This window comes from Nannocystis pusilla (assembly GCF_026626665.1).
Lineage (GTDB): Bacteria > Myxococcota_A > Polyangia > Nannocystales > Nannocystaceae > Nannocystis > Nannocystis pusilla.
The window spans coordinates 11,888,238-11,912,981 of record NZ_JAPNKE010000002.1 but is presented as its reverse complement, the minus strand read 5'-3'; the positions used below and the strand labels follow the sequence as shown (position 1 = coordinate 11,912,981).

The 24,744-nt window shown below is 72.8% G+C and carries 25 protein-coding genes and 11 pseudogenes; 27 read left to right on the top strand and 9 right to left on the bottom strand.

The genetic code is table 11. The features are described from left to right. Window positions 1-85 precede the first annotated feature (85 nt). Together OV079_RS60500 and OV079_RS53125 are read right to left on the bottom strand one after the other, a co-directional pair. Window positions 86-1,246, bottom strand: a pseudogene (locus OV079_RS60500) (zinc-dependent alcohol dehydrogenase). 595 nt (window positions 1,247-1,841) lie between these two features. Next, on the bottom strand, window positions 1,842-2,066 hold the full coding sequence (locus OV079_RS53125; RefSeq protein ID WP_267778359.1) for a helix-turn-helix domain-containing protein: 225 nt from the start codon (window positions 2,064-2,066) through the stop codon (window positions 1,842-1,844). Between the two features lie 654 nt (window positions 2,067-2,720). Between OV079_RS53125 and OV079_RS60495 the strand changes: the two are divergent. Together OV079_RS60495 and OV079_RS60490 are read left to right on the top strand one after the other, a co-directional pair. Further along, window positions 2,721-2,837 (top strand): annotated as a pseudogene (locus OV079_RS60495) (DNA-binding response regulator); the annotation flags it as partial. A 121-nt stretch (window positions 2,838-2,958) separates the two neighbouring features. Beyond that, on the top strand, window positions 2,959-3,417 hold the full coding sequence (locus OV079_RS60490) for a response regulator transcription factor (RefSeq protein ID WP_420829482.1): 459 nt from the start codon (window positions 2,959-2,961) through the stop codon (window positions 3,415-3,417). A gap of 248 nt (window positions 3,418-3,665) precedes the next feature. Here the strand turns inward: OV079_RS60490 and OV079_RS60485 are convergent. Continuing rightward, window positions 3,666-4,349 (bottom strand): annotated as a pseudogene (locus tag OV079_RS60485) (PAS domain-containing protein); the annotation flags it as partial. A gap of 441 nt (window positions 4,350-4,790) precedes the next feature. Between OV079_RS60485 and OV079_RS53110 the strand changes: the two are divergent. From OV079_RS53110 to OV079_RS56975, 25 genes and pseudogenes are all read left to right on the top strand, one after another. After that, window positions 4,791-4,949: a hypothetical protein gene (locus OV079_RS53110; protein WP_267778358.1), complete on the top strand. Its 159-nt coding sequence runs from the start codon at window positions 4,791-4,793 to the stop codon at window positions 4,947-4,949. Next, window positions 4,946-5,632 carry a hypothetical protein gene (locus OV079_RS53105; RefSeq protein WP_267778357.1) on the top strand — a complete coding sequence of 229 codons (687 nt, stop codon included), beginning with the start codon at window positions 4,946-4,948 and terminating at the stop codon, window positions 5,630-5,632. Before OV079_RS53110 ends, OV079_RS53105 begins: the two co-directional genes overlap by 4 nt. Before the next feature lie 16 nt (window positions 5,633-5,648). Further along, window positions 5,649-5,951: a hypothetical protein gene (locus tag OV079_RS53100; RefSeq protein WP_267778354.1), complete on the top strand. Its 303-nt coding sequence runs from the start codon at window positions 5,649-5,651 to the stop codon at window positions 5,949-5,951. A gap of 605 nt (window positions 5,952-6,556) precedes the next feature. Beyond that, entirely contained in the window at window positions 6,557-7,846 is a 1,290-nt protein-coding gene (locus OV079_RS53095) for an AMP-binding protein (RefSeq protein ID WP_267778353.1), read from the top strand. A 14-nt stretch (window positions 7,847-7,860) separates the two neighbouring features. Continuing rightward, the gene (locus OV079_RS53090; RefSeq protein WP_338089035.1) at window positions 7,861-8,376 is read left to right on the top strand and encodes an AMP-binding enzyme; all 516 of its coding nucleotides are present in this window, start codon (window positions 7,861-7,863) and stop codon (window positions 8,374-8,376) included. Continuing rightward, complete coding sequence (locus tag OV079_RS53085) at window positions 8,373-8,708, top strand: phosphopantetheine-binding protein (protein WP_267778349.1); 336 nt, start codon at window positions 8,373-8,375, stop codon at window positions 8,706-8,708. Before OV079_RS53090 ends, OV079_RS53085 begins: the two co-directional genes overlap by 4 nt. Then, window positions 8,669-9,514, top strand: a pseudogene (locus tag OV079_RS60480) (condensation domain-containing protein); the annotation flags it as partial. The gene OV079_RS53085 and the pseudogene OV079_RS60480, both read left to right, overlap by 40 nt. A gap of 133 nt (window positions 9,515-9,647) precedes the next feature. Beyond that, on the top strand, window positions 9,648-10,400 hold the full coding sequence (locus tag OV079_RS53075) for an AMP-binding protein (RefSeq protein ID WP_267778347.1): 753 nt from the start codon (window positions 9,648-9,650) through the stop codon (window positions 10,398-10,400). Then, a pseudogene (locus OV079_RS53070) lies at window positions 10,298-11,212 on the top strand (AMP-binding protein). Before OV079_RS53075 ends, OV079_RS53070 begins: the two are co-directional and overlap by 103 nt. Further along, window positions 11,205-11,252 (top strand): annotated as a pseudogene (locus tag OV079_RS60475) (hypothetical protein); the annotation flags it as partial. The pseudogenes OV079_RS53070 and OV079_RS60475, both read left to right, overlap by 8 nt. A gap of 61 nt (window positions 11,253-11,313) precedes the next feature. After that, on the top strand, window positions 11,314-11,808 hold the full coding sequence (locus OV079_RS60470; RefSeq protein WP_420829481.1) for a phosphopantetheine-binding protein: 495 nt from the start codon (window positions 11,314-11,316) through the stop codon (window positions 11,806-11,808). After that, window positions 11,790-12,023: pseudogene (locus OV079_RS60465) on the top strand (beta-ketoacyl synthase N-terminal-like domain-containing protein); the annotation flags it as partial. The gene OV079_RS60470 and the pseudogene OV079_RS60465, both read left to right, overlap by 19 nt. Window positions 12,024-12,153: 130 nt before the next feature. Next, window positions 12,154-12,405 (top strand): annotated as a pseudogene (locus OV079_RS60460) (beta-ketoacyl synthase N-terminal-like domain-containing protein); the annotation flags it as partial. 166 nt (window positions 12,406-12,571) lie between these two features. Next, entirely contained in the window at window positions 12,572-13,069 is a 498-nt protein-coding gene (locus tag OV079_RS60455; protein ID WP_420829618.1) for a ketoacyl-synthetase C-terminal extension domain-containing protein, read from the top strand. Next, window positions 13,027-14,367 (top strand): acyltransferase domain-containing protein, encoded by a 1,341-nt coding sequence (locus OV079_RS53040; protein WP_267778343.1) that lies wholly within the window; start codon window positions 13,027-13,029, stop codon window positions 14,365-14,367. Before OV079_RS60455 ends, OV079_RS53040 begins: the two co-directional genes overlap by 43 nt. Before the next feature lie 106 nt (window positions 14,368-14,473). Then, a pseudogene (locus tag OV079_RS60450) lies at window positions 14,474-14,563 on the top strand (phosphopantetheine-binding protein); the annotation flags it as partial. 120 nt (window positions 14,564-14,683) lie between these two features. Continuing rightward, window positions 14,684-15,409 carry an alpha/beta fold hydrolase gene (locus OV079_RS53035; protein WP_267778342.1) on the top strand — a complete coding sequence of 242 codons (726 nt, stop codon included), beginning with the start codon at window positions 14,684-14,686 and terminating at the stop codon, window positions 15,407-15,409. A 971-nt stretch (window positions 15,410-16,380) separates the two neighbouring features. Further along, on the top strand, window positions 16,381-16,917 hold the full coding sequence (locus tag OV079_RS53030; RefSeq protein ID WP_267778341.1) for an N-acetylmuramoyl-L-alanine amidase: 537 nt from the start codon (window positions 16,381-16,383) through the stop codon (window positions 16,915-16,917). Window positions 16,918-17,065: 148 nt separating this feature from the next. Next, on the top strand, window positions 17,066-17,416 hold the full coding sequence (locus tag OV079_RS53025; protein ID WP_267778340.1) for a golvesin C-terminal-like domain-containing protein: 351 nt from the start codon (window positions 17,066-17,068) through the stop codon (window positions 17,414-17,416). Between the two features lie 92 nt (window positions 17,417-17,508). After that, the gene (locus OV079_RS53020; RefSeq protein ID WP_267778861.1) at window positions 17,509-17,982 is read left to right on the top strand and encodes a glycoside hydrolase family 75 protein; all 474 of its coding nucleotides are present in this window, start codon (window positions 17,509-17,511) and stop codon (window positions 17,980-17,982) included. 286 nt (window positions 17,983-18,268) lie between these two features. Next, window positions 18,269-18,463, top strand: a complete 195-nt coding sequence (locus OV079_RS53015) for a hypothetical protein (RefSeq protein WP_267778339.1) — start codon at window positions 18,269-18,271, stop codon at window positions 18,461-18,463. 7 nt (window positions 18,464-18,470) lie between these two features. Next, window positions 18,471-18,977 carry a hypothetical protein gene (locus OV079_RS53010; RefSeq protein WP_267778338.1) on the top strand — a complete coding sequence of 169 codons (507 nt, stop codon included), beginning with the start codon at window positions 18,471-18,473 and terminating at the stop codon, window positions 18,975-18,977. A gap of 43 nt (window positions 18,978-19,020) precedes the next feature. After that, on the top strand, window positions 19,021-19,569 hold the full coding sequence (locus tag OV079_RS53005) for a sensor histidine kinase (protein ID WP_267778337.1): 549 nt from the start codon (window positions 19,021-19,023) through the stop codon (window positions 19,567-19,569). Beyond that, window positions 19,566-20,009, top strand: a complete 444-nt coding sequence (locus tag OV079_RS53000; RefSeq protein ID WP_267778336.1) for a response regulator — start codon at window positions 19,566-19,568, stop codon at window positions 20,007-20,009. The genes OV079_RS53005 and OV079_RS53000 overlap by 4 nt, the downstream gene beginning before the upstream one ends. A gap of 84 nt (window positions 20,010-20,093) precedes the next feature. Further along, window positions 20,094-20,693: an ATP-binding protein gene (locus OV079_RS56975; protein WP_267778860.1), complete on the top strand. Its 600-nt coding sequence runs from the start codon at window positions 20,094-20,096 to the stop codon at window positions 20,691-20,693. A 103-nt stretch (window positions 20,694-20,796) separates the two neighbouring features. On the opposite strand, the gene OV079_RS52990 is transcribed toward OV079_RS56975, so the two are convergent. The 6 genes and pseudogenes from OV079_RS52990 to OV079_RS52965 form a co-directional block, all read right to left on the bottom strand. Further along, window positions 20,797-21,603 (bottom strand): VLRF1 family aeRF1-type release factor, encoded by an 807-nt coding sequence (locus OV079_RS52990; protein WP_267778334.1) that lies wholly within the window; start codon window positions 21,601-21,603, stop codon window positions 20,797-20,799. Next, window positions 21,600-21,752, bottom strand: coding sequence for a hypothetical protein (locus tag OV079_RS52985; RefSeq protein ID WP_267778911.1), 153 nt, complete (start codon window positions 21,750-21,752; stop codon window positions 21,600-21,602). The genes OV079_RS52990 and OV079_RS52985 overlap by 4 nt, the downstream gene beginning before the upstream one ends. A 546-nt stretch (window positions 21,753-22,298) precedes the next feature. Beyond that, window positions 22,299-22,403: pseudogene (locus OV079_RS60445) on the bottom strand (dienelactone hydrolase family protein); the annotation flags it as partial. Continuing rightward, window positions 22,361-22,924 (bottom strand): dienelactone hydrolase family protein, encoded by a 564-nt coding sequence (locus OV079_RS52975; protein WP_267778332.1) that lies wholly within the window; start codon window positions 22,922-22,924, stop codon window positions 22,361-22,363. The pseudogene OV079_RS60445 and the gene OV079_RS52975, both read right to left, overlap by 43 nt. Before the next feature lie 217 nt (window positions 22,925-23,141). After that, window positions 23,142-24,011, bottom strand: a pseudogene (locus tag OV079_RS60440) (dipeptidase); the annotation flags it as partial. Further along, window positions 23,900-24,265 (bottom strand): hypothetical protein, encoded by a 366-nt coding sequence (locus tag OV079_RS52965; protein WP_267778330.1) that lies wholly within the window; start codon window positions 24,263-24,265, stop codon window positions 23,900-23,902. The gene OV079_RS52965 and the pseudogene OV079_RS60440, both read right to left, overlap by 112 nt. Window positions 24,266-24,744 lie beyond the last annotated feature (479 nt).

Sequence of the window (24,744 nt, the reverse complement as noted above, 5' to 3'; positions counted from 1 at the left end):
CGTGCGCCGATCCGTCGCACCCCACCGTCTCGACCCGCCATGAAGGATGCACATCGGCACGACGACGAGCGCCGCGCCTTCGCCATCACGGTCGGAGCACGACCTTGATGCAGCCGTCCTGCTTGTCGCGGAACGTCCGGTACGCCGCGGGTCCCTGATCGAGCGGCAGGCGATGGGTGATGACGAACGACGGATCGATCTCCCCCACCTCGATCTTCGCCAGCAGCTGCTGCTGATAGCGCTGCACCGGCGTCTGGCCCATCCGAAACGTCAGCCCCTTGTTCATCGCCGGGCCCATCGGCAGCTTGTCGACCGCGCCCACGTAGACGCCGGGGATCGACACCGTACCGAACTTGCGGCAGCACATGATCGCCTCGCGCAGCACGTGGGCGCGGTCGCTCCATCATCACCGCGGTCTTCACCTTGTCGATCACCGCGTCCGCGCTGCCCAGGCCGTGCGCCTCGCAGCCGACCGCGTCGACGCAGCGGTCGGGTCCGCGACCCCGCGTCAGGTCCATCAATTGATCACTAGACCGGCGTCTCCTCGAAATTGATGACTTCGGCCCTGCCGGCCTCGGCCATGCGCAGGCGCTCGGGGACGCGGTCGATCGCCACCACCCGGCCCGCCCCCAGCATCCAGGCGCTGCGGATCGTCATCTGCCCGACCGGCCCGCAGCCCCACCGCCACGGTGTCGCCCGGCTCGATGCCGCACAGGTCCGCCGTGAAATAGCCGGTCGGGAAGATGTCCGACAGGAACAGCACCTGCTCGTCGGTGAGCTCCGACTCGATCTTGAGCGGACCTACGTCGGCGAACGGCACCCGCAGGTACTCGGCCTGTCCGCCCCAGAACCCGCCCATCATGTGCGAGTAGCCGAACAGGCCCGCCGGCGAGTGACCCATGATCTCGCGGGCCATGCGTGCGTTCGGTTGCTGACGTCGCAGCCGGATTGCTCGCCGCGCTTGCAGAAGAACACGAGCCGCAGGCGATCACGAACGGCACGACCACGCGGTCGCCCTGCGCAGCCGCGTGACCGCCTTGCCGACCTCGACCACCTCGCCCATCGCCTCGTGCCCGAGGACGTCGCCGGTCTTCATCGTCGGCATGAAGCCGTCGAACACGTGGAGGTCGGACGCAGATCGCGTCGCGGTGATCCGGACGATCGCGTCGCCCGGGTCGAGGATGGTGGGGTCGGGCACCCTGTCCAATCGGACATCTCGCGGGCCGTGCCAGCAGATCGCTCTCATGACTCGTCCTCCGGTGGACGCGGACTTGCCGTGCTCGGCAGGTCGGCCGGCGCCGGTCGCCGCTCCTGACTAGCCTGGGCGCTCGCACGGCCGTCGCAAACCCAGGCGAATGCAACGACCCGCCGCGAGGACGCGCCCGGCAGCTCCACCGCCTCCGTGCGTCCGACCTGCGGACCGCGGCCACCACCGGCGCACCGCCCTCGCCCCGCCCGCGAGCGCAGCGGGCTCGGCCGATTCGTCGCTCGCGCGGCCGAGCTCGGCGGCGCCGTCGAACCACGCGTCGCGAACGACGAGGGCGAGATCGGGCCGAGAGGCCCGCGTGCATCCTCGTGGCTCGGCTGGCGCTCGCGGTCTGCTGCGACGCTCGCGGTGGCGACCCGCCGTCGGCTCGCGCGAGGCGCGACCGGTCGGCCGTCGCTCCGCGCCACGGCAGCGCAGGGCCCTGCGCACACCTGACGTGCGCAGCTCTCGAGCGCCACACACGGCGATCGCGATCACGGCTCGGCGTGACCGTCGAACGTCGAGCTCGAGACGTGACGAGGACGACCGGCAGCCCCGGCCGCCAGGTCGTCCTGGACTCGTCATCTGGTTGGACCTAGCGAGCGAGTCCCGCGCTCGCATTCACGGCGTCGGACGGCCGGCTCGGATTGCGCGGCGGCCATTCGATCGCCAGCTTGATGATGCGCCGCTTGAGGGCGTGGCGAGTGATGCCGAGCAACGCGGCGGCGCCGACGATGTTGCCGGCCGAGCTGAGCGCCTCCACGCACAGGCGCCGCTCTGCCTTCTCGAGGTTGAAGTCGTCAAGGATGAGTTGGGCCAATGAAACCTCCGGTTCCGTACTCGCAGGGAACGGGCAAGATAATCCCGGCGAGCTCTCGTTGCGAACCGCGACAACTCACGGCTGCGCGGCCCCACCGCCCGCCTGGAGGCCGAGATCGCGCATTGACGTGTGGCCGTCAGCCCCCTCGGAATGGCGCGAGCTGCTCGCCTATCAGTCCATTCGCCATTCGCGGCACAATGACTGGAGTCGGCGCGAGGTGGGTGTCACCGCTCCACGCGTCCACCGCCGCCGCCCCGCCGTCCCGACGAGAGCACCGACGCCTTCGTGTCGGGCGACCCCGGCGCGATCGTCCTGCGAGACGAGGACGACGAGTCGCGAGCGCGCCATCGTCGCGCCCGGCAGCGGCGACCAGGTGCACCTGGGACATCGAAGGCTCTCCGAGCTCGCCGTCCGCAGCCCATGCGCGCCGCGACCCGTGAGCGCACTGCGACGATTCATCACAGCGCGGACGGAGCACCCGCCTCGCGCGGGCGCCTGTGGTTCCGGACGTCGCGTTCGCGCCCTGCGATCGGCCTTCCGGCAACATCACAGCCGCGTCACAGCGGCGCGCCAGCGCGGTGAATTTCGCCGCTGCGCCGCGTCGATGCGTATTTCCGGGCCCGCGTGTACGCTCGGACGGCCCCCCCGTTCGTCATGCCCGCCTCGATCCTCGTCGTCGAAGATGAGCGCGATCTAAGGTCCGCCATCCGCCACGCGCTCACGCGCGAGGGCTTCCAGCCGCGCACCGCCGACACCGGCGCGCAGGGCCTCTCGCTGGCCCGCAGCGAGCCCGCGCCCGACCTCGTGCTGCTCGACCTGAACCTCCGGACATGTCGGGCATCGCGCGTGTCCAGGCTCCGCGCCGACCCGATCACGCGCGCTGCCGGTGGTGATGGTGAGCGCGCGCGCCGAGGAGATCGATCGCGTGCTCGGCTTCGAGGTCGGAGCCGACGACTATGTGACGAAGCCGTTCAGCCTGCGCGAGCTGGTGCTGCGGATCCGCGCCGTGCTGCGCCGGCGGGTCCAGCCGCCCTCCGCGGCCGAGCGCGTCTCCTGCGGCCGCGTGCGCGTCGACGCCGGCGCCCAGCGAGCCTGGCTCGACGACCGCGAGCTCGCCCTCACCGCGCTCGAGCTGCGCCTCCTGATCCTCCTCGTGACCCGCCACGGCCGCGTGCACACCCGCGAGGCGCTGCTGGCCGAGGTCTGGGGCCTGTCGCCCAACGTCACCACGCGCACCGTCGACACCCACGTGCTCCGCCTGCGCGCCAAGCTGGGACCCGCCGCCGGCCAGCATGCAGACGCTGCGCGGGGTCGGCTACCGCTTCGCCGAGACCATCGAGGGCGGCGGTGACCGGGTGATCCGCGTCGCTCCCGTCGCGCCCGGGCTCGCGCTGAAGCGGCGATGGGGGCGTCCCCGGGCTCGTACCGGCAAACAGCGCCGCGGGCAGATCGGCCCGCGATCGTCGCGTCCGCAGATCTCGCGCCTGCGGATCCGCGGCGCGCGGTCCAGTGCGTGACGAAGCGGTCGCTGTCCCGCAGGCACGCCTGCAGCGCGTCCTGCAGGTTGCGGTGGCTGATGAACGGGCTGATGTCGACGCCGAGGTTCGTCATCGTCTGCGCGATCGCAGGGTTGACCCCCGACAGCCGCACCTGCCCGCCGAGCAGCGCGACGGCGCGGATGATGCGATAGAGCTGCTCGGCCGTGGTCGTGTCGACCGCGTCGACGCCGGTCATGTCCATGATCGCATAGCGGGCCCGCAGGCGCACCACCTCGGCCAGCAGGCGGTCCATGATCTCCGACGCCCGCTCCGAGTTGATCGCGCCCACCAGCGGCAGCGTGATGATGTTGTCCCACAGCTGAATGATCGGGGTCGACAGGGCGCGGATCGCCTTCTGCTGCCGCGTGATGAGCTCCAGCTGATTGCGCGCGGTCTCCTCGGCGACCTTGAGCGCGGTGATGTCGCGGACCACCCCGATCGCCCGGATCTTGCCCTTGTTGTCGGCGTCGGGCATCGAGTCGCCGAACACCTGCCACCAGCGGATCTCGCGCTGACGGTTGAATACGCGGTACTCGGCGTAGATCGGCTTCCCCGTCATCAGGTGCTCGGCGATGGCCTTCGACGACGTGCCCACGTCGTCGGGATGAATCGCGTCCCACCAGCTGCTGGCGACCGGCGCGAAGTCCCGCTCGTGGTAACCGAGGAGCTCGGGAAGCGCTCTGAATAATGCACGGGGATGTTGCGGTGGAACGCTTGCTCGGGATCGATGGCGGGGTACTCCCAGATCCGTCGCCGGAGACGGCTACCGCCATTGCGTAGCGCTCGAGAAGACGGCGGATCTCCGTCTCGTCATTCGTCATCATCTGCCCCTGTCCTCCACGGTTCACCCTATCAGCCGGAGCCGTCGGCGGAAGCGGTATCGTCTCACCGGACGCAATCCGCAAATAGGCGGATCGAGCGGTTTCGCCCGCCGCAGGCGGACCGGAGGCCGCCCGCGCAGCTCGAGCCCCGCGGCCGGGCAATTCACCGGCCCCTCGTCGTTCATCCGACCGGCACCTACACGTGCGAGCGCAGGCGGCGCCGGAACGCCGATGTGAGTCTCCATTCTCCCGCTTTTCCGCGCGCCCCTTCCGCGGCACGGATCCGCGTGGCATAGACGATCCGAATAATGGCTGCGCATGTGGTGTAGCCATTGGGTCGAGCCGTCGAGGACGGGGGGTTTGACATGATCGAGACCGAAGCCTGGGTGCTCTACGAGCGGTCCGGCGCCGCTCAGTCCGCGCTGGATTCCGGCGACTTTCGCCTCGAGAAGTTCTCGTTCCCCGCGCCCGCCAGCGACGAATGCTGGTCGAACCGCTGTTCGGCAGCTGGGAGGGCAACATGACCCATTCGCTCCAGCGCCGGCCGATCGACATCTGCGGCCAGCGCCGCGAGCGACGCGTCGTCATCGGCAACGGCAGCGTCCTGCGAGTCTTGCGGGCCGGCGCCGACGTTCGTGGGATCCACGAGGGCGCGGTGGGGATCCTCATGGCGGTCACGTGCAGGACGAGTTCGGTTACACAGATTTTGGTGCAGGGCTACGACGCTCCGGGCACCGTCGGCGTCCTGGCCAAGCGGACCAAGATCGCCGCGCGCAACTTCTTGCCGCTGCCGCTCGAATCTCAGCACCGCCTCGAGCAGTGGGCCGCGTTCTCGGTGCGATATTTGACGGCGTGGTCGAATTATCAGCGTGGCGCTCGGCGCCTATCGCCTGCAGATCGACGAGCACCAGGACCCCGCGCCGTTCGTGCTCGGCTGGGGCGGCGGCTCGACCCTCGCGGCGCTCGAGCTGGCCCAGCGGGCCGGCAGCCGCACCGCGATGGTGACCGGCAGCCCCAGCGGCTCGCCGAGCTGGACCGCAGCGGGATCGGCGGAATCGACCGCCGGGCCTTCGCCGACATCGAATTCGACGAATCCCGCTATCACGGCGACCCCGGCTACCGCGAGGCCTACCGCGCGTCCGAGCAGGCGTTCCTCGCCACGGTGCGCGACTTTACCGGCGGGCGCGGGGCCGCCATCGTCTTCTGATTACATCGGCGCCCCGGTGTTCCGCGCCAGCGTCAAGGCGCTCGCGCGCCAGGGCGTGCTGGCGACCGCCGGCTGGCTGCTCGGCATGCAGATGACGATGAACCGCGCGATCGAGTGCATCGGCCGCCACGTCCACGTGCATTCGCACTATATCCGCCACTCCGACTCGCCGGCCGCCATGCACTACGCCGAGCGCGAGGGGTGGATGCCGCAGGTGTCGGAGATCTATTCCTGGGAGGAGATCGGCCGCCTGGCGCGCGACGCGGCCGCCGGGCGCCTCCGCTCTTACTTTCCGGTCTACTGCGTCAACCCGGTCTGATCGGGGCGCCGCGGCGTCAGGCGCGTGGTCGTCGTACCACGATGATTGCGAAAGAGGAGTGTCGTCACGGGATCGGGGCAGTCCCTGGGCGGAGTTCGGGCCGACTCGCACGAATGGGCGGCCGACTGGCCGGCTCGCTGGCCGGGGCCCGCCGCGGCTGGAGCTGCCGGGCGAATGGTGGCAGGCCGACGAATGTGCCCAGTCGGAGTTCGAGCTCCCGCTCGACGCCGAGACCGCGGCGGCCCTGCGGGCGCTAGCGACGACCCTCGACGCGCTCCCGGCGGCGCCGCTGCTCGCCGGCCTGTGGCTGGTCCTGGCGCGTCACACCGGTCAGCCCGATCTCGTGGTCCTCGCGCACTGCCGGCGCGGAGGCCCGCTGGTGCCCGCGCGCGGCCGCATCGAGCCCGGGCTCCGCTTCCGCGACCTCGTCCGCGCCGCGCAGCAGCGATCCGTGACGGCGCCGAGCGCCCGGCGAGCCCGGCGGCGATCGTCCGCGCCGCGGCGGCCCGCGGCTCGGGGCTGGAGTTCCGCTCGCGTTCTGGCTCGACGAGGGCGGCGATCCGCCGCCGCGCGCCGGCGAGGACGACGTCGGCGGGGTCCCGCTGGTGTTCGTCGCGAATGTCGGGACCGCCGCGCTCTCGCTGCGCGCGTCGGTCGGCGCCGGGGTGGCGATCGCCGCCGTCCGGCGCGTGCTCGCCCGCTGGCAGGTGTTGCTGCGCGCCGCGGCGGCCTCGCCGGACGCCCTCGCAGACGCGCTGCCGCTGCTGCCCGCAGACGAGCGCCGTCGCGTCCTTTACGAATGGAACGACACCGAGATCGATCTGGCGGGCGAGGTCTGCCTGCAGCGATGGATCGCCGCCCAGGTCGCGCGCGGCCCCGATCGCGTCGCGGTCGTCGCCGAAGAAGGCAGCTGGACCTACGCCGAGCTCGACCGTCACGCGGACGCCGTCGCAGCGGAGCTTCGCCGTCGCGGCGCGCGTCGCGGCTCATTGGTAGCAGTCTGCGCCGACCGCTCGCGCGAGCTACTCGCAGGCCTCCTGGGCGTGCTCAAGGCCGGCGCTGCGTATGTCCCGCTCGACCCCGAGCACCCGCGCGAGCGCCTCGCCTTCATGCTCACCGACTGCGGCGCTCGCCTGATCCTGGCCCAGCGGCGGCACATCGAGGCCCTGCCGGCGGCGACGGACGCGATCGTCGTCCTCGACGGCGCGCGGCCCGACGCCGACCCCGTGCCCGACGACGTCACGCCCGACGATCTGATCTACGTCATGTACACCTCGGGCTCGACCGGCCGGCCGAAGGGGGTCATGAACATCCACCGCGGGGTCGTCAATCGCCTCCTCGACCTGCAGCGCACCATCCCGCTCGGGCCGGACGACCGATTGCTGCAGAAGACCCCGTGCGGGTTCGACATCTCGGTCTACGAGTTCTTCTGGCCGCTGCTGGCCGGCGCGACCGTGGTGATGGCGCGGCCCGGCGGTCACCGCGACCCGGCCTACCTGGTCGAGGCGATCCGCGCCCACGCGATCACCACGATTCACTTCGTACCGCCGATGCTGACCGCGTTCCTCGAGCAGGTCGACCCGCGCGCTGTCGTTCATTGCGCCGCGTCCTGTGCACCGGCGACGTCCGCGCCCGCGCTCGTGCGCACCTGCCACGCGCGGCTCGACGTCGACGTCTACAACCTCTACGGCCCGACCGAGGCCGCCATCGAGGTCACCGCGCATTGTTGCGAGCGCGGCGTCGACGTCGCCGCGATCCCCATCGGCCGGCCGATCGCCAATTGCACGATCTACGTGCTCGACCGCCGCGGCGAGCCGGTCCTGCCCGGCGCCCGGGCGAGCTCCACATCGGCGGCGTCCAGGTCAGCCGCGGCTACTGGAGCCGCCCCGGCCTGACCGCCGAGCGCTTCGTGCCCGACCTGTTCGCCGCGGCGCCGGGGCAGCGGCTGTATCGCACCGGCGACCTGGCCCGCTGGCGCAGCGACGGCGTGCTCGAGTTCCTCGGCCGTCTCGATCATCAGGTCAAGATCCGCGGCGTCCGCGTCGAGCCCGGCGAGATCGAGGTCGTCCTGCGCGAGCACCCCGCCGTCCGCGACGGCCTGGTCGTCGTCGACGACGCCGGCGGCGAGCGTCGTCTCGTCGCCTACGTCGTGTTCGCCGGCGAATCGCAGCACACCGGCGCGGCCGCGCTCGCCGAGCTGCGCGCGAGCCTGGCCGCGCGCCTGCCCGCGGCCATGGTCCCCGCCGCGCTCGTGCCGCTGCCGGCGCTCCCGGTGCTGTCGAACGGCAAGATCGACCGCAACGCCCTGCCTCGCCCGGACGCGCATCACTTCGCGGACCCCACCGAGCGCATCGCCCCGCGCACCCCGCTCGAGCGCGACATCGCGGAGCTAGGCGCGCCGTCCTCGCGGTCGATTGCGGCGTGACCGACGATTTCCTGGCCGTCGGCGGCCACTCGCTCCACGCCGCGCAGATCGTCGCCCGCATCAAGCGAGCGCTCGGCAGCACCCTCTCTCTGGCCGAGTTCTTCGCCCACCCGACGATCGCCGGCCAGGCCGTCCTGCTCGCCGATCGTCGCCCCGCCGACGACGAGGCGATCGCCCCCGCGGCGAACACCGGCGAGCTGTCCTTCGCCGAGGAGCGGCTGTACTTCCTCCACCAGCTCGCGCCGCACGGCCCCGCCTATCATTGCTCGCTCGCGTTTCACATCGGCGGCGAATGCGACGAGGCGCGCCTCTACCCGCCCTGCGCGCGCTGATCCGCCGCCACGAGATCCTGCGCACCCGCTACGTCGACGACGCCGGCGCGCCGCGACGAGTCATCGACGCCGACGAAACTTTCGCGCTCGCCCGCCTCGACCTCGCTCACCTCTCGCCCGCCGAGCGCACAAACACCCTCCACGCGACCCTCGCCGCCGAGGCCGGCCGCGCCTTCGACCTCGCCGCCGGTCCCCGCTCCGCGCCGGCCTCGTGCGCCTCGCCCCCGACGCGCGGGTGCTGGCTGGTACTGCACCACATCGTCACCGACGCCTGGACCGAATCGTTGCTCCTGCACGAGCTCGGCCGGCTCCACGACGATTCGACGGCGAGCCCCGCTCCGCCCGCGCCGACCTACGCCGATTACGCCGCCTGGCAACGCCGCGCGCAATCGGGCGAGCGCCACGCGGCCGCGCTCGCCCGCTGGCGGGCCCGCCTCGCCGGGGCGCCCGCCCTGCTCGCATTGCCCACCGACCGCCCTCGCGGCGACGCCCCGGCCCATCGCGGCGCGCGCGTCGCATTCACCGCCTCGCCGGCCGCCCTGGCCCCGCTCCGCCGCCTTGCGCGGGCCGGGGGCGCCACCCTGTCGCAGGCCATCCTCACGGTATTCGCGGCCGTCCTGCGGCGATTCGCCGATCAGGACGATCTGGTGATCGGATTGACCGCCGCGGCGCGCGGCCGGGTCGAGCTCGAGGCGGTGGCCGGCTTCTTCGTCAACACCCTGCCGATCCGCCTCGACCTCGCCGACGATCCCACGCTCCCCACCTTGCTCGCGCGGGTCCGCGACGCCGTGCTCGCGGCCCACGAGGACGAGGACGTCCCGTTCGAGCAGATCGTCCGGGCCCTGCGCTCGCCGCGGACGTCGGCGGCTCACCGCTGGTGCAGGTCGCGTTCGCCCCCCAGGCGCCCGGCGACGTCGGCCTGCACCTGCGGGGCTGCCCGTGCGGCCGCTCGACGTGCACGCCGGCGGCGCCATCTTCGACCTCACCCTGCTCACCCGCGAGACCGCGGAGGGCGGCCTCGCGGCCATGTTCGAATATACCACCGATCTGTTCGACCGCTGGCGCATCGAGCAGCTCGCGCGAGCGCTCGCGGCCGCGCTCGCCGGCGTCGACGCCCCGGCTTCGTCCGTCGCCGCGCTGCCGCTGATGTCCCCCGCCGACGAATCGCAGCAGCTCCGCCGCGCCTGCGGCCCGCGGGCGCCGATCGTGCATTCGAGCGGAGTCCACGCATTCGTCGAGGCGCAGGTCGATCGCACCCCCGACGCGGTCGCCCTCGTCAGCGATGACGAGACCGTCACTTATCAACAATTGGAGCGCCGCGCCAACCGCCTCGCCCATCACCTGCGCGCGCTCGGGGTCGGCCGCGGCACGCTCGTCGGCGTGGTCGCCACGCGCACCAGCGCCACCTTCGTCGCGGTCCTGGCGATCCTCAAGGCCGGGGGCGCCTACGTCCCGCTCGATCCGTCCTATCCTGCGCAGCGGCTCGCCTTCATCGTCGAGGACGCCGCGCTGCGCTGGATCGTCGCCGAGCCCGACGTCGCCGCGAGCTTGCCCCCGCACGCCGCGGAGCTGTCGCGCCCGACGCAGCGCTGGCCGCCGACGAGCGGCCGATCACCGACCTCGGCGCGGACGACCTCGCCTACGTCCTCTACACCTCGGGCTCGACCGGGCGACCGAAGGGCGTGGCCATGACGCACGGTCCGCTCGCCAACCTCACCGGCTGGCACCGGCGTCATCCGCGACTCGGGCGACCGGCGCGCACGCTGCAGTTCGCCTCGCTCAACTTCGACGTCTCGGCGCAGGAGCTCCTCTCGACCTGGGCCACCGGCGGCGCCCTGGTGCTCGTGTCCGAGGACACGCGCCGCGACGCGCGGGCCCTGCTGGCCCTGCTCGAGCGGCAAGCCGTCGAGCGGCTGTTCCTCCCGTTCGTATTTTACAACACCTCGCCGAGGCCGCGAGCTCCGAACGTCCGCCGGCCACCTTGCGCGACGTCGTCACCGCCGGCGAGCAACTGAAGATCTCTCCGGCCATCCGCGACCTCTTCGCGCGCCTGCCAGAATTGCAGCCTTCACAATCACTACGGTCCGACCGAGGCGCACGTCGTCACGACCCACCTTCTCACCGGCCCGGCCGCCGCGTGGCCGGTCCTGCCGCCGATCGGCGCGCCGATCGACGATACGCGGATCTACCTGCTCGACGCCGACCACCGCCCCGTCCCGCCGGGCGTGACCGCCGAGCTGTACATCGCCGGCGCCGCGCTCGCTCGCGGCTACCTCGGTGCGCCCGCGCGGACCGCCGAGCGGTTCGTCCCCGATCCGTTCGTCACGGGCGAACGGATGTACCGCACCGGCGATCGGGCGCAGCGACCTCGACGGCAACCTCGAGTACGTCGGCCGCGGCGATTCCCAGGTGAAGCTGCGCGGGGTGCGGATCGAGCTCGGCGAGGTCGAGGCCGTCCTGGCCCAGCACCCGACGGTCGCCGCCGCCGCCGCGGTCGTGCGTGAAGATGTCCCCGGGGACAGGCGCCTCGTCGCCTACGTCACCGCCCGCGCGCCGCTCGACCTCGTCGCCCTGCGCGACCACCTGCGCGCACCTGCCCGAGCCGATGCTCCCCGGCGAACTCGTCGAGCTGCCGCGATTGCCGCTGCTCCCGAGCGGCAAGCTCGCTCGCCGCGCCCTGCCGCCCCCGCGCGAACGCCCCCCGGTCGCACGCCCCGCCCCGTCCTCCGGCACCGCGTTGGAACGACGGATCGCCGCGATCTGGCGCGACGTGTTGCAGCTCGAGCAGGTCGGCCTCGACGAGCGCTTCTTCGATCTCGGCGGTCATTCGTTGCTGCTCGCCCGCGTGCGGGCCGAGCTCGAGCGCGCGACCGGGCGCCCGATCGCCATCGTCGAGCTGTTTCGCCACCCCACGATCCGCAGCCTCGCCGCCCACCTCGACGGCGCGCCCTCGCCGACGAGCATCGATTCATCCCCCGCACCGCCAGCCACGCGGACTACGGAATCCCGCGCGATCGCCATCGTCGGCATGGCCGGTCGGTTCCCCGGACCGCCAGCGTCGACGCTTTGTGGCAGGCTCTCGTGGCCGGGCGCGAGCTGATCTCGTTCTTCACCCGCGAGCAGCTGGAGGCCGCCGGCATCGATCCGGCCCTCGTTCAAAACCCGCGGTTCGTCCCCGCGATCGGCGTCATGCCCGACGCGATGTGCTTCGACGCCGCCTTCTTCGGCTACAGCCCGCGCGAGGCCCGGCTCATCGATCCGCAGCAGCGCGTCCTGCTCGAGGTCGCCTGGGCCGCGCTCGAGCACGCCGGCTACGCCCCGCGCGGGCTCGACGGCGCCGTCGGCGTGTTCGCCGGCTGCGAGGTCCCGCGCTACTGGCTCGAGCGCCTCCGGCACCCCCGGCGGCCCGCTCAGCATCGAGGAGTACGAGGTCGGCTTCGGCAACATGAACGACACCCTGGCCACGCGCGTGTCCTACGAGCTCGGCCTGCGCGGCCCTGCCTTCACCATGCAGACCGCCTGCTCCACCTCGCTTGTGGCAGTCCACGTCGCCTGTCAAAACCTCGTCGCCGGCGAATGCGACGTCGCGCTCGCCGGCGGCGCCGTCGTCATGCCGCCCGACCGCCTCGGCCACGTCTCCGAGGGCGGCTCCGTGGTCGCCCCCGACGGCCACTGCCGGCCCTTCGACGCCGACGCCCAGGGCATCGTCGGCGGCAACGGGGTCGGCCTCGTCGTGCTCAAGCGGCTCGCCGATGCGGTGGCCGACGGCGACACGATCCACGCGGTGATTCACGCCACCGCGATCAACAACGACGGCGCGCAAGGTCGGCTTCACCGCCCCGAGCGTCCCCGGCCAGTGCGAGGTGATCGAGCGCGCGCTCGCGGTCGCCGGCGTCGAGCCGGCCCAGATCGGGCTCGTCGAGGCGCACGGCACCGCCACCCGCCTCGGCGATCCGATCGAGGTCGCCGCGCTCACCCAGGCCTATCGCCGCCGCACCGCCGCGCGGGCCTGGTGCGCGCTCGGATCCATCAAGGGCAACATCGGCCACCTCGGCGCCGCCGCCGGCGTCACCGGCCTCATCAAGGCCGCCCTGGCGCTCGCCCGCGAGGCCATCCCGCCGACCCTGCACTTCCGCGCCGCCAACCCCGAGCTCGCCCTCGACGAGAGCCCGTTCTTCGTCAACAGCGAGACCATGACATGGCCCAAGAGCCATGTACCGCGATTCGCCGCGGTCAGCTCGTTCCGGGTCGGCGGCACCAACGCGCACGCGATCCTCGGCGAGGCTCCGGCGTCGCCGACCCCCGATCCGTCGCACCCGTGCAGCTGCTCGTGCTGTCGGCGCAATCGCCTGGCGCGCTGACGGCCGGCGCCGCCCGCCTCGCCGACGCCCTCGCCCGCCCCGACGCCCCCGCGCTGCCGGATGTCGCCCACACCCTCGCCCGCGGCCGCACGCCCCTGCGGCGCCGCCTGGCAGTGATCGCCCGCGACGCCGACGCGGCCGTCCGCGCCTTGCAGGGGACCGACCGGGCCCGCCTGGTCGAGGGCGTCGCCGGCGAAAGGCCGCGCGTCGCGTTCCTGTTCCCCGGCGGCGGCACCCAGTCGGTCGGCATGGGCCGCGAGCTTTATGATAGTGGCGATCCGGCCTACCGCGCCGAGTTCGACGCCGCCGCCGACCGCTTCGCCGACGAGCTCGACCTCGACGTCCGGCACCTGCTCTACGCCGCCGACCCCGACGCGGCCGCCCGCGAATTGTTGCGACCCACGCGCTTCCTGCCGGCGATCTTCTGCTGCGAATACGCGCTCGCCCGACGAATGATGGCACTCGGCGTCATCCCGGTCGCGCTGACCGGACACAGCCTCGGCGAGTACACCGCGGCCGCGATCGCCGGCGTCCTCTCGCTCGCCGACGCCGCCCGTCTCTTGGCCACGCGCGCCCGCCTCCACGAATCGCTGGACGTCGAGGCCGGCCTGCTGGTCGTCGCCCTGTCCGAGGCCGCGCTCGCGCAGCGCCTCCCGCCCGGCCTCGACATCGCCGTGGTCAACGCGGCCGACAGCTGCGTCGTGGCCGGGCCGCTCACCGCGATCGACGCCTTCGAGGCCGCGCTCGCCCGCGACGGCGTCGACTCGCGCCGATTGCCGGTGGCAGGCGCCTCGCACTGCGGGCTGGTCGAACCGCTGATCGCACCGCTCGTTGCCTGCGCGCGCCGCTCGCTCGCAGCGCCGACGATCCCGCTCGTCTCCAACGTGACCGGCGACTGGCTCGGCGACGACGACGCCCGCGACCCGCAGCACTGGGGCCGGCACCTGCGCGGCACGGTGCGCTTCGCCGCCGGCGTCGGCCGCCTGCTCGCCGACCCCGAGCTCCTCCTCGTCGAGGTCGGCCCCGGTCGCACCCTCGCCGGCCTCGCCCGCCGCCACCCCGACGCCGGCGCCCGCCCGATCCTCGCCACCATGGCCGCGCGCGGCGGCAACCTCGGCGACCTCGAGACCTTCACCCACGCGCTCGGCCAACTGTGGTGCCGCGGTGTCGACATTCGCTGGGACGCCCTGTTCGCCGGCGAACGCCGCCGCCGCGTGCCGCTGCCGACCTACGCCTTCGAGCGCGTCCACCACGAGCACCCGCGCAGCGCGGACGTCCTGCGCGCGCGGTGCCGGTGATCCCCGACGCGCCCACGACCATCAGCACGGACGCGACGGCTCCGACCGATCCGATCGAGCGCGCCCTCGCCGGCGTGTTCGCCGAAGTGCTCGGCGTCCCCCGCCGGGCCCGGCCGACAACTTCTTCGACCTCGGCGGCTCCTCGTTCCTGGCCCTGCGCGTGCGGGTCCGCGTCGAGGAGCTGCTCGGGGTCAAGCTCCCCGGTGCACGCATTCGTCGACCACCCCACGATCGCCGGACTCGCAGCATTCCTCCGCGCCCGCCTCCCCGAAGCTCCCGTCGCATCAGCGCCGCGCGCGAGCGGCTCACGATCACCTTGCGGCCGGGCCCGGGCCGGCGCCTGTTCCTGCTCCAGCCGATCGGCGGGACCGTCTTCACCTACCTGCCGCTGGCGCGCAGGCTCGATCCGTCGCTGCACGTCATCGGCGTGCGCGCCTCGGGCATGGAGCCGGGCGAGCCCGTGTTCGCGCGCATGGACGAGCTCGTCGCGCATCAGCTCGCCGAGGTCCGGGCCGCGCAGCCGCGCGGGCCGTACTTGCTCGGCGGTCACTCGGCGGGTGGCGTCATCGCCTTCGAGCTCGCGCGGCGGCTGCTCGAGGGCGGCGAACGCGTCGACCTGGTCGCCCTGCTCGACACCGCCTCGCTCGCGCCGGCGCGGCGGCTGGTCCTCACGAGCGACGACGACGTGTTCCAGATCGCCGAGCGCATGCGCAGCGATTCGTCGCTCGCCTATGAACAATTCGCGGCGACCCTGCGCGACGACCCGGCCTTCCGCGGGCTCGTGCGCGCCACCTGGAGCGCCCTCGCCACCTGCGACCCGGCCCCGCTCGCCGCCGACGTCCTCTACGTCAAGGCCCGCGTGCAGCCCGACCCCGACGAGCGTCACGCCGACCGGGCGTGGCTGGAGTTGGTCGACGGCGCGTACACCCGCGCCAGCGTCGACGCCGATCATTTCTCGATGATGGACGAGCCCGCCGTCGCGTCCGTCGCGTCCCTGATGAACGCCGCGATCGCTCATGACCGCCGTCCATCCTCGAAGTAGAAGGTCGCCCCGGGGCCCATCGCAGGGCCATTGCCGCCTCGCTGTCCGCGAGCCCCCGAGCGCGCGCGCTGGCCCCCACGCGGACGAGGGCTTGCGACCCGCATTGCGCAATCGAGGCCCAGCCAGCGAAACATGTTTCTCTTGCCTCGCCCCATCCGCGCGGGTGCGTGCCCCTCTTGTGGCCGCGCGCGCTCGGCCTATAGCCGCAGTCGATGCTGCGACCCGTCTCGACGCGCGCCCTCACGCTCCTCTCGTTGCTCGCCCTCGCCTGTGAGAGCGACGGCGGCGCGAGAGCGGCGAGACCGGCGATCATCCGATCGACGTCCCCGACCCCGTCGATCCGCCCGAGGCCGACCCTGGCGAATACCTCGAGGGCATCGAGGGCGAGTTCATCCGCGCCTCGGAGGAGTTCGGCGTCCCGGTCTCGCTGCTCAAGGCGGTCGCCTACGTCGAGACCCGCTGGGAGACGGTCGAGGGCCAGGTCGAGTTCGACGGGCGCGACGCCGCCTTCGGGCCCATGGCGCTGCGCGGCGCCAACCAGCAGCGGGCCGCCGAGCTCCTCGGCGTCGAGCTCGACGCGATCAAGACCGACCGCGAGACCAACATCCGCGCCGCCGCGGCTGTCCTGCGGGACATGTCCGATCAGGAGGGCATCGACCGCGACGACCTCGGCGCGTGGGCCCCGGCGATCGCGGCGCTGGCCGCCATCGGGAACGACGCCGCCAGCGTCGGCTACATCCACAACGACGTCTACGGCCTGATCAAGAACGGCCTCGTCGTCACCGACAACGACGGCAACGTGATCTCGGAGATCCCGCCCGAGCCCGACGTCGAGCCGCAGTACACCCTCCGGGCGGCCCGACGCTGGCCACCAACCCCGACTACGCCGGCGCGATCTTCCGCAGCTCGCCCAACTACGGCAGCCGCCCGGCCGGCGTCACCGGCGAGCGGCGCATGGTCATCATCCACTCGTGCGAGGCGCCTACTCGGGCTGCTGGGGCTGGCTCGTCAACGACGACTCGGACGTCAGCGCCCATTACGTGGTCAAGGAGGACGGCTCGGAGATCTCCCAGCTCGTCAAGGAGGACCAGCGCGCCTGGCACATCGCCGCGAAGTACGACAAGAGCCTCAACGGCGGGCAAGAATCGCAGCTCCACGGCACCAGCAGCAACAACTTCACCGTCGGCATCGAGCACGCCGGCTACGCCAAGCAGGCCAACTGGAACGCCAACCTGATCGAGCAGTCGGCCAAGCTGGTGTGCGACATCACCAAGCGCCAGGGCATCCCGCGCGACAAGTACCACGTGGTCGCGCACGGCCACTGCAGCCGAACAACCGCATCGACCCCGGCCCCAATTGGCCGTGGGCCACCTATTTCAACAAGATCGAGGCCGCCTGCGGCGGACAGCCCGAGGACCCGCCGCCGGAGCAGCCCGACCCGAACGAGCCGCCGCCCGACCCGCAGGACCCGCCGCCCGAAGATCCGCCGGAGGACCCGCCGCCGATGAACGCGGATCCCGCCGAGATCATCGTCGACAGCAGCAACGGCAACAACGACCCGGCGCGCGCCAAGTTCACCGCCTCCGCCAACTGGTCGGCGACCGCCGCGACCCCGGCTTCTACGGCAGCAACTATCTGTTCGCCGCCGTCTCGCCGGTGTCCGACGCCGCCGAGTTCTCGTTCTACCTCGCCGGCGCGGGCAGCAAGAAGGTCGAGATCTGGTACACCAGCGGCACCAATCGCGCCCCCGACGCGCCGGTCGTCGCCTTCGACGCCCAGGGCAAGAACCTCGGCACGGTGAAGGTCAACATGCAGGCGGGCGGCAAGGCGTGGACCGCCGTCGGCACGTTCGCCTTCACGGCCGGGTGGAACAAGATCGCGGTGTCGCGCTGGACCACCGGCAACTACGTCGTCATCGCCGACGCCATCCGCGTCACCGGGGCCGGCAACGGCCGCCGCCGCCGCCCCCGAACGGCGACCCGACCTACGACCAGCTGCTGGCGCTGACGCAGAGCTGCACGCAGCTGCCCGGCACCACCAAATTCAAGACCGACTCGGCCGCCGCCGCCACCATCCCGGTCTGCCAGCTCGACGGCGCCGTGTGGTGGCGCGCCGACGCCGACATCGACTGCGACGGCGCCCCGGACCCCAAGTGCACCGTCGACCCGTACTACCAGCCCGAGACCTCGGCCAAGGACTCGCTGGGCAACTTCATCAACGCGGCCAAGACCGCGTTCCTGGTGGTGCCGCTGCCGAGCAACGGCTTCGACCCCAAGACCTACGGCATCAAGACCGGCTGGTCCGGCTACGGCAGCGTCGGCGCGATCCTCTACAACGGCAAGCTGATCTACGCCCCCTACGCCGACGCGGGCCCGACCGGCGTCATCGGCGAGCTGTCGTACCGCGCCGCCGAGCTGCTCGGCATCCCGCCGAGCCCGATCAACGGCGGCGTCGCCAGCGGCGTCACCTACATCGTCTTCACCGGCGCCAACTACGTCGACCCGATCGAGAGCCAGTCCGCCGCCGACGCGCTCGGCAAGCAGCTGGCCGCCCAGCTGCTGGTCGACAACTGATCTGCCTGTGTCGCCATGTCCTGCGGTGCATGTCCTCCGGCCATGCAACCGGGGCCGCCGCGACCGGCCGCCGCCGCGCCGCGACCGCGGACATGTCCCGAGAGGCATTGTGCGCAGGAGCACCGCCCGCGCCCGCGGCGGCCGCGCGAGCGGCGAGCGGCGCGCTGCCGCCGAGGCCGTCACAGCCGGGCGGGGCCGTTTCGCGTGTGAGGAGCCCCCGCGCCGGGGCCTCTCGCCGCGGCCTGCGCCACTTGGCGCCGGGCATTCGGGCGCGCAAATCTGGCGCATGGCGGACGTCTCGCACCTCGAATCACGGCAGGGGCACCTCATCGCCGTCGTCCAGGAGCTGTCGCTGGCTCGCTCCCTGGACGAAGTCACCGCGATCGTCCGTCACGCCGCCCGCGCGCTCGTCGAGGCCGACGGCGCCACCTTCGTCCTGCGTGACTGCGGTCGGTGCTTTACGCGGACGAGGAGGCGATAAGTCCGTTGTGGAAGGGCAAGCGGTTCCCCATGGAGAGCTGCGCCAGCGGGTGGGTCATGCAGCGCGCAGCCCCTCGTCATCGAGGACGTGTTCGTCGACCCGCGGATCCCCGGCGACGCGTATCGACCCACCTTCGTCAAGAGCATGGCGATGGTGCCGATCCGCAAGGCCCGGCCGATCGGCGCCATCGGCACGTACTGGCCCGCCACCGCGTCGCCGGCGAGGACGAGGTCCGGCGCTGCAGGCGCTGGCCGACAGCACCTCGATCGCGCTCGAGAACGTCGAGCTCTACAACGACCTCGAGCGCCGGGTCCGCGACCGCACCGCCCAGCTCGAGGCGCTCAACGACGAGCTGAGCGCGTTCGCCTACGCCGTCTCGCACGACCTGCGCGCGCCGCTGCGGGCGATCGCCGGCTTCAGCCGCGCGCTCGACGAGCGCTGGCGCGCAGCTCGACGCCCGCGGCCGCGACTGTCTGGACCGCGTGCCGCGGCGCCGCCCGCATGGACCGCATGATCGACGACATGCTCGACCTCTCGCGCGTGGGCGGGGCGCCGACGTGGTGCGGCGGCAGTCGATCGACCTGTCCGGGCTCGCGCGCAGCGTCGCCGCCGAGCTGCAGGCCGGGCACACCACCCACCGCGTGCGCGTCGTCGTCCAGGACGGCCTCGTCGCCGTGGCCGACGCCGGCCTCGTGCGCCTGCTGCTGCAGAACTTGCTCGGCAACGCCTTCAAGTTCACGCGCCCGAGCGCCGAGCCCACGGTCGAGGTGAGCGCCGAGGTCTCGCCCGCCGGCGAGCTGGTCTATCGCGTGCGGGACAACGGCGTCGGCTTCGACGCCTCGCGCAGCGAGGAGCTGTTCGGGCCGTTCTGCCGCCTCCACGGCGCCGGCGAGTTCCCGGGCGACGGCATCGGCCTCGCCACGGTGCAGCGGATCGTCCGTCGCCATCGCGGCCGGATCTGGGCCGAGTCGGCGCCCGGCAGCGGCGCCGCCTTCTTTTGGACCCTCTCACCCGCCAGCGTCGATCCTGTCCCTCAGGACATCCGCAGGGACTCCGACGCGCGGCCTCACGGCGGCGCCGAGCCGGCGCTGGTAGGCGCCCAGTGACCCGCCACCTCGCGGTCATGGTCGTCGACGACGACGAGGAGGACGCCATGCTCCTCGTCTACGAGCTCGAGCGCGGCGGCTTCGACGTCCGCTGGGTCTGCGTCGACACCGCCGAGGACATGCGCGACGAGCTCGAGCGCGGCGGCTGGGAGCTCGTGCTGTCCGACTGCGCCATGCCGCGCTTCAGCGGCCGCGAGGCGCTCGCCGAGCTCCACGCCTCCGGCCTCGACCTGCCGTTCATCGTCGTGTCCGGCGCCATGCGCGAGGAGGACGCGGTCGACGCCCTCCGCGCCGGCGCCCACGACTTCATCGTCAAGGGCCGGCTGGCGCGCCTGCTGCCCGCGGTCGAGCGCGAGCTGCGAGAGGCCCAGCTGCGCCGGCGCCAGCGCGAGACCGAGGCGCGGCTGGCCGAGACGGAGAGCTGCGCGCGCTCGGCCTGATGGCCGCCGGCATCGCCCACGACCTGCGCAACATCTTCACCCCGCTGACGCTGCACACCGGCCTGCTGCGGCGGCTCGTCGCCGATCACCCGCAGGCCATGCAGTCGCTCTGCAAGCTCGAGCACGGCCTGGCGATCGGCGTCCAGGTCATCGACCGCCTCAGCGGCTTCAGCCGGCGCGGCGGCGGCGAGACCGTCACGGGCGCGCTCGCCGAGCTCGCCCGCGAGGCGGTCGAGCTGTGCCGCCACCGCTCGCCGCCGCAGGTGCGGCTGGTCGTCGACGAGACCTCGCCGACGCCGCCGGTCCAGATCTCGCCCGGGCGAGTTCACCTCGGCGCTGATCAACCTGATCGGCAACGCCCTCGACGCCGTCGAGACGACCGGCACCGTCACCGTGCGCACCGGCGCCGGCGCCGGCGGGGCCTACGTCGAGGTCGTCGACGACGGCCCCGGCATCGCCGCCGAGGTGCAGGCGCACATGCTCGAGCCCTTCTTCACCACCAAGGCGGAGGGCACCGGCCTCGGGCTCGCCATCGTCCGCGGCTTCGTCGACCGCCACGGCGGCAAGCTGTCCTTCGAGACAGCCCCGGGCGCCGGGACCTGCGTGCGCATGGTTCCCGACGCCCTTGCCGGCTCAGGCGGCGCCCTTGAAGGCGCCGCCGGGGCCGCCTCGGGGATGCCGTAGAAGAGCCGGGCCGCCAGCCCGCCCTCCTGCAGCACGCGCTCGGCCGCCGCGCCGGCGACCAGCTCGACGCGGGCGCCCGCGGCCATCGCCATCTCCGGCAGGTTCACCTGCAGCTCGGCTCGGCGAGCGGCCAGGGCACCAGCAGCAGCTCGACCTGCTTGTTCTTCAGGCAGTCGAGCACCGTGGCGATCCCCAGCGCCCCGCGGCCGCCGGCCTTGGCCAGGTCGACCACCTCGTCGACCAGCGCGCACTCGTGGGCGCGCTCGTGCTCGAGCGCGCGCGGCATCATGTGATCCCACATGGCCTGGTCGCTCAGGTGCATTTGTGTCGGCACGAACCCGATCACGGCCTTGCGCACGGTGTCGTGCATGAGGCCCTCGACCGCCCGCGCCGAGGCCTCGCTCCCGCCGAGCAGGATCCGCTTCGCGCCTGACTCTTCGAGCAGGTGGCCGCATTGCTCGGCGACCTGGCGGTAGAACCGGCGCGTGTGGTCCTCGATGGTCGCCTCGAAGGCGTCGCGGTTGTTGCCGCCCTGGGTGTAGCCGCCCTCGCCGCGGCCGGTCGCCGGCAGGTACTTCGGCGGGAAGTCGTACTCGCGCACCTCGTTGTAACGGGTGCCGCCGAGGTCGGCGCGGCCCAGCTTGGCGACGAAGAAGCGGACCTTCTCCGAGTCGACCAGCGCCACCACGTACGGCTCGTACTCGTCGAGCAGCCACAGCAGCGAGGCCACCGCCGGCCGGCCGAAGTGGCACTCGGGCTGGACGATCGGGACCCGCAGCCGGAGCACCTCCTCGGCGCCCGGCGTGAAGAAGGCCGCGACCGCCTTGCACTCCGGCCGCAGCGTGGCGAAGAACTGCTCGGCCCGCGCGATCAGCTCCGCCGCCGCCGGGTCCTCGTGCGCCGCCTTCACGTCGCGCAGCGAGTTCTTGAGCCAGATCCGCCAGCCCGGCGTCCGCCCTGGTTTTCGAACAGCGAGGGATCGACCTGCGCGTAGATCGACAGCGTCTTGTCGGCCGCCGGTTGGCTGAGCACGCGATGGACATCGGTAAGCTTGAGCATGCAGACCTCGTTGCCGCGAAGTCTGGGCAATCGGCGCGCTCGTGCAAACCCCGGAGCAACCTCTGCCGGGCCAGGCGGCCGGTCACGGGCAATCGTGGCAGACGCGACCGCCATGCCGCGAGGCGAGCGCCGACGGGGCGCGATACGTGCACCCTCGATTCGCCGGCGACGACGGCTCGTCGGCTTCGGCGAGCACGAGGGTCTCCGGATCATACATTCACCAATCCGACCGACCGCGCGAGCAGGCCCGACCGGGCGAGCGACGAATGCATCGATGACGCGGGTCGCAGCTATCATGCTGTGGGACGCGGCCATCCTCCCGCGGCCACGTCGTCCTCTCGAGCCGCCACGAAACGATGATTCAGGTCGACCCGCGGCGGCGCCGCTCCTGCCCTCATTGCCGCGACAGCCCGCGCGGCCGGCCGCCTCCTGCGCTAGCGCTCGACCGGCCCGAGCGTCTCGGCCAGGAACGCGTCGATCGCCTGCTGCGCGGCGGGCCGCGTTCGCGTCGTACTGCAGCCCGCGCTCGGGCATCTGCGCGCCGGGGAACGTGAACGCGTGCATCGCATGGCCGTACGCGTGGATCTGCCAGTCGGCGCCGGCGGCGGTCAGCTCGCGGGCCATCCCGAGCACGTCCTCGGGCGGCGCGATCGGGTCCTCCCAGCCGTGCAGCACCAGGATCTTCGCGCCGATCTTCGGCTGCTCGGGAAGCCCGGCGGCCGCAGCACCCCGTGGATCGACACCACCCCGCGGACCCCGCCGGCGTTGCTGCGCGCCGCGTCGAGCGCACACAGGCCGCCGAAGCACCAGCCGATCACCACCAGGCGGTCGGGGTCGACCAGCGGGTGCTGGCGGGCCGCGGCCACGCCGGCGACCAGGCGGTCGCGCAGCAGCGCGCGGTCGTTCAGCAGCGGGAACATCAGGCGCGAGTTGTCGCCGGTCTCCTCGCCGCGCACGCCCTTGCCGTACACGTCGAGGGCGAAGGCCACCCGGCCCTGGGCCGCGAATTCCTCCGCACGGGCGCGGATCGAGCCGTTCTGGCCGTCCCACGCGTGGGCCAGCACCACGCACGCGCGCGGCCGTCCGGTCGCCCCGTCGTGCGCCAGGTAGCCCTCGGCCACGATGTCGCCGGCGGGGTAATCGACGAACTCGGTGACGATCGATCGGCTCACGGTTGCGGTCATCGGCACCCAATGATTCGCACGGCGCGGCCCGGTCCGACAAGCCCCGCGAAAGATCACGGCTCGCGCTTGTCCTCGGTCGCAGGCGTACACGTCGCCAGCGACGGCGGCCGCGCCGCTTGCAGCCGCTGCGCCGTCGCTCCGCGGCCCGCAGCACGCGGAGCAGGTTGCGGCCGGCGAGCTTCTCCAGCTCCTCGTCGGTCCAGCCCCGGCGGGCCAGCTCGGCCAGCAAATGGGGGTACTTCGACACGTCCTCCAGGCCGACCGGCACCGCCGACATCCCGTCGAAGTCGCTGCCCAGGCCCACGTGGTCGACGCCGGCCACGCGGCGCACGTGCTCGACGTGGTCGGCCACCTGCGCCAGGGTCGCGCGCGGCTGCGGCTCGGCGTCGATCTCCGCCAGCCGGGCGGCCCTGGCGGCCGGATCGGCCAGCTTCGCCCTCCGCCTGGGCCTTGCGCCGCGCCTCACGGGCGTCCGCGCCGCCTGCGACACGTAGGCCGGCAGGAACGTGACCATCACCACCCCACCGTTCTCGGGGATCCGCCGCAGGATGTCGTCGGGCACGTTGCGGGCGGTGTCGGCGATCGCCCGCGCCGACGAGTGCGAGAAGATGACCGGCGCCTCGCTCACCCGCAGCGCGTCGTCCATCGTCGCCGGCGACACGTGCGACAGGTCGACCAGCATGCCCAGGCGGTTCATCTCGCGCACCACCTCCTCGCCGAACGTGGTCAGCCCGTCGTGGCGCGGCGGCAGCACTGCGCAGTCGGCCCAGTCGGTATGGACATTGTGCGTCAGCGTCAGGTAGCGGACCCCGAGCGCGTGATAGGCCCGCAGCGTCGCCAGCGAATTGGCCAGAGTGTGCTCGCCCTCGGCGCCGAGCAGCGACGCCACCCGCCCGGCCTGGAAGGCCGCCTCGACCTCGTCGGCGGTCAGCGCCAGCGCCAGGTCGTCGGAATATTGCGCGATCATCCGCCGCGCCAGATCGATCTGCTCGAGCTGCAGGCGCACCATGTCGCCGGCCGGCCGATCGCCGGGCACGTACACCGACCAGAACTGGCGCCGACCCGACCCGCGCAGCCGCGGCAGATCGGTGTGCCCTTGGTGGCCGCGCGCAGGCCATACGCGGCGACGCCCGGCGCATCCTTGTGCTCGCGGATCGTCCACGGCAGATCGTTGTGACCGTCGATCAGCGGCACGCGAGCCAGCACCGCGTGGGCCCGCTGCAGCGCCGGATCGGCGGCGAGCGACGGATCGAGCCCCGGCGGCGCCCCGACCTGCATCGCCTCGGACGACGGCGACGGCTCGGCTTGCGTCGCATCGGACGACGGCAACCCGGGCGGCGCGGCCGCCGATCGCTCGCGCGCCGGCGCGGCCGCTCGCGCATCCTCCTGCTCGGACGGCGCCGGTCGCTCGATCGCAGGCGCGGCCGCTCGCGCGGCCTCCTGCTCGGGCGGCGCGGCGCACCCGAGCGCCAGCCAGGCCAGCGTCCACGTCGGCGCGCGCGAGGGGAGACAAGCCGCAGGCTCGGAATCACCCGCGGATTCTATCACGGACCCGCGAGCCCCGGCTCACCTCGCCGATCCCGGCGCCGCGCTCGCCATTCATCGTGGGCACCAGCGGCCAGCGCAATCGCCTTCTCCCGAGTCTCGCGGTCGCGTGCGGGCGACCGCGGCGCACCGCCATCGAGCCTCGAGGTCCTCGCGCAGGTGCCCGCGGCACGCCGCCATCGCCTGCTCCCGAGTCTCGCGGTCGCGTGCGGGCCACCGCGGCGCACCGCCATCGGGCCTCGAGGTCCTCGCAGACACCCGCG

Coding starts and splice junctions, on each gene's coding strand:
- OV079_RS60490 (WP_420829482.1), top strand. CDS start 2,959: ATGGTGAGCGCGCGCGCCGAGGAGATCGATCGCGTGCTCGGCTTCGAG.
- OV079_RS53110 (WP_267778358.1), top strand. CDS start 4,791: ATGATCGAGACCGAAGCCTGGGTGCTCTACGAGCGGTCCGGCGCCGCT.
- OV079_RS53105 (WP_267778357.1), top strand. CDS start 4,946: ATGACCCATTCGCTCCAGCGCCGGCCGATCGACATCTGCGGCCAGCGC.
- OV079_RS60470 (WP_420829481.1), top strand. CDS start 11,314: ATGCTCCCCGGCGAACTCGTCGAGCTGCCGCGATTGCCGCTGCTCCCG.
- OV079_RS53015 (WP_267778339.1), top strand. CDS start 18,269: ATGGCGGACGTCTCGCACCTCGAATCACGGCAGGGGCACCTCATCGCC.
- OV079_RS52985 (WP_267778911.1), bottom strand. CDS start 21,752: ATGCTCAAGCTTACCGATGTCCATCGCGTGCTCAGCCAACCGGCGGCC.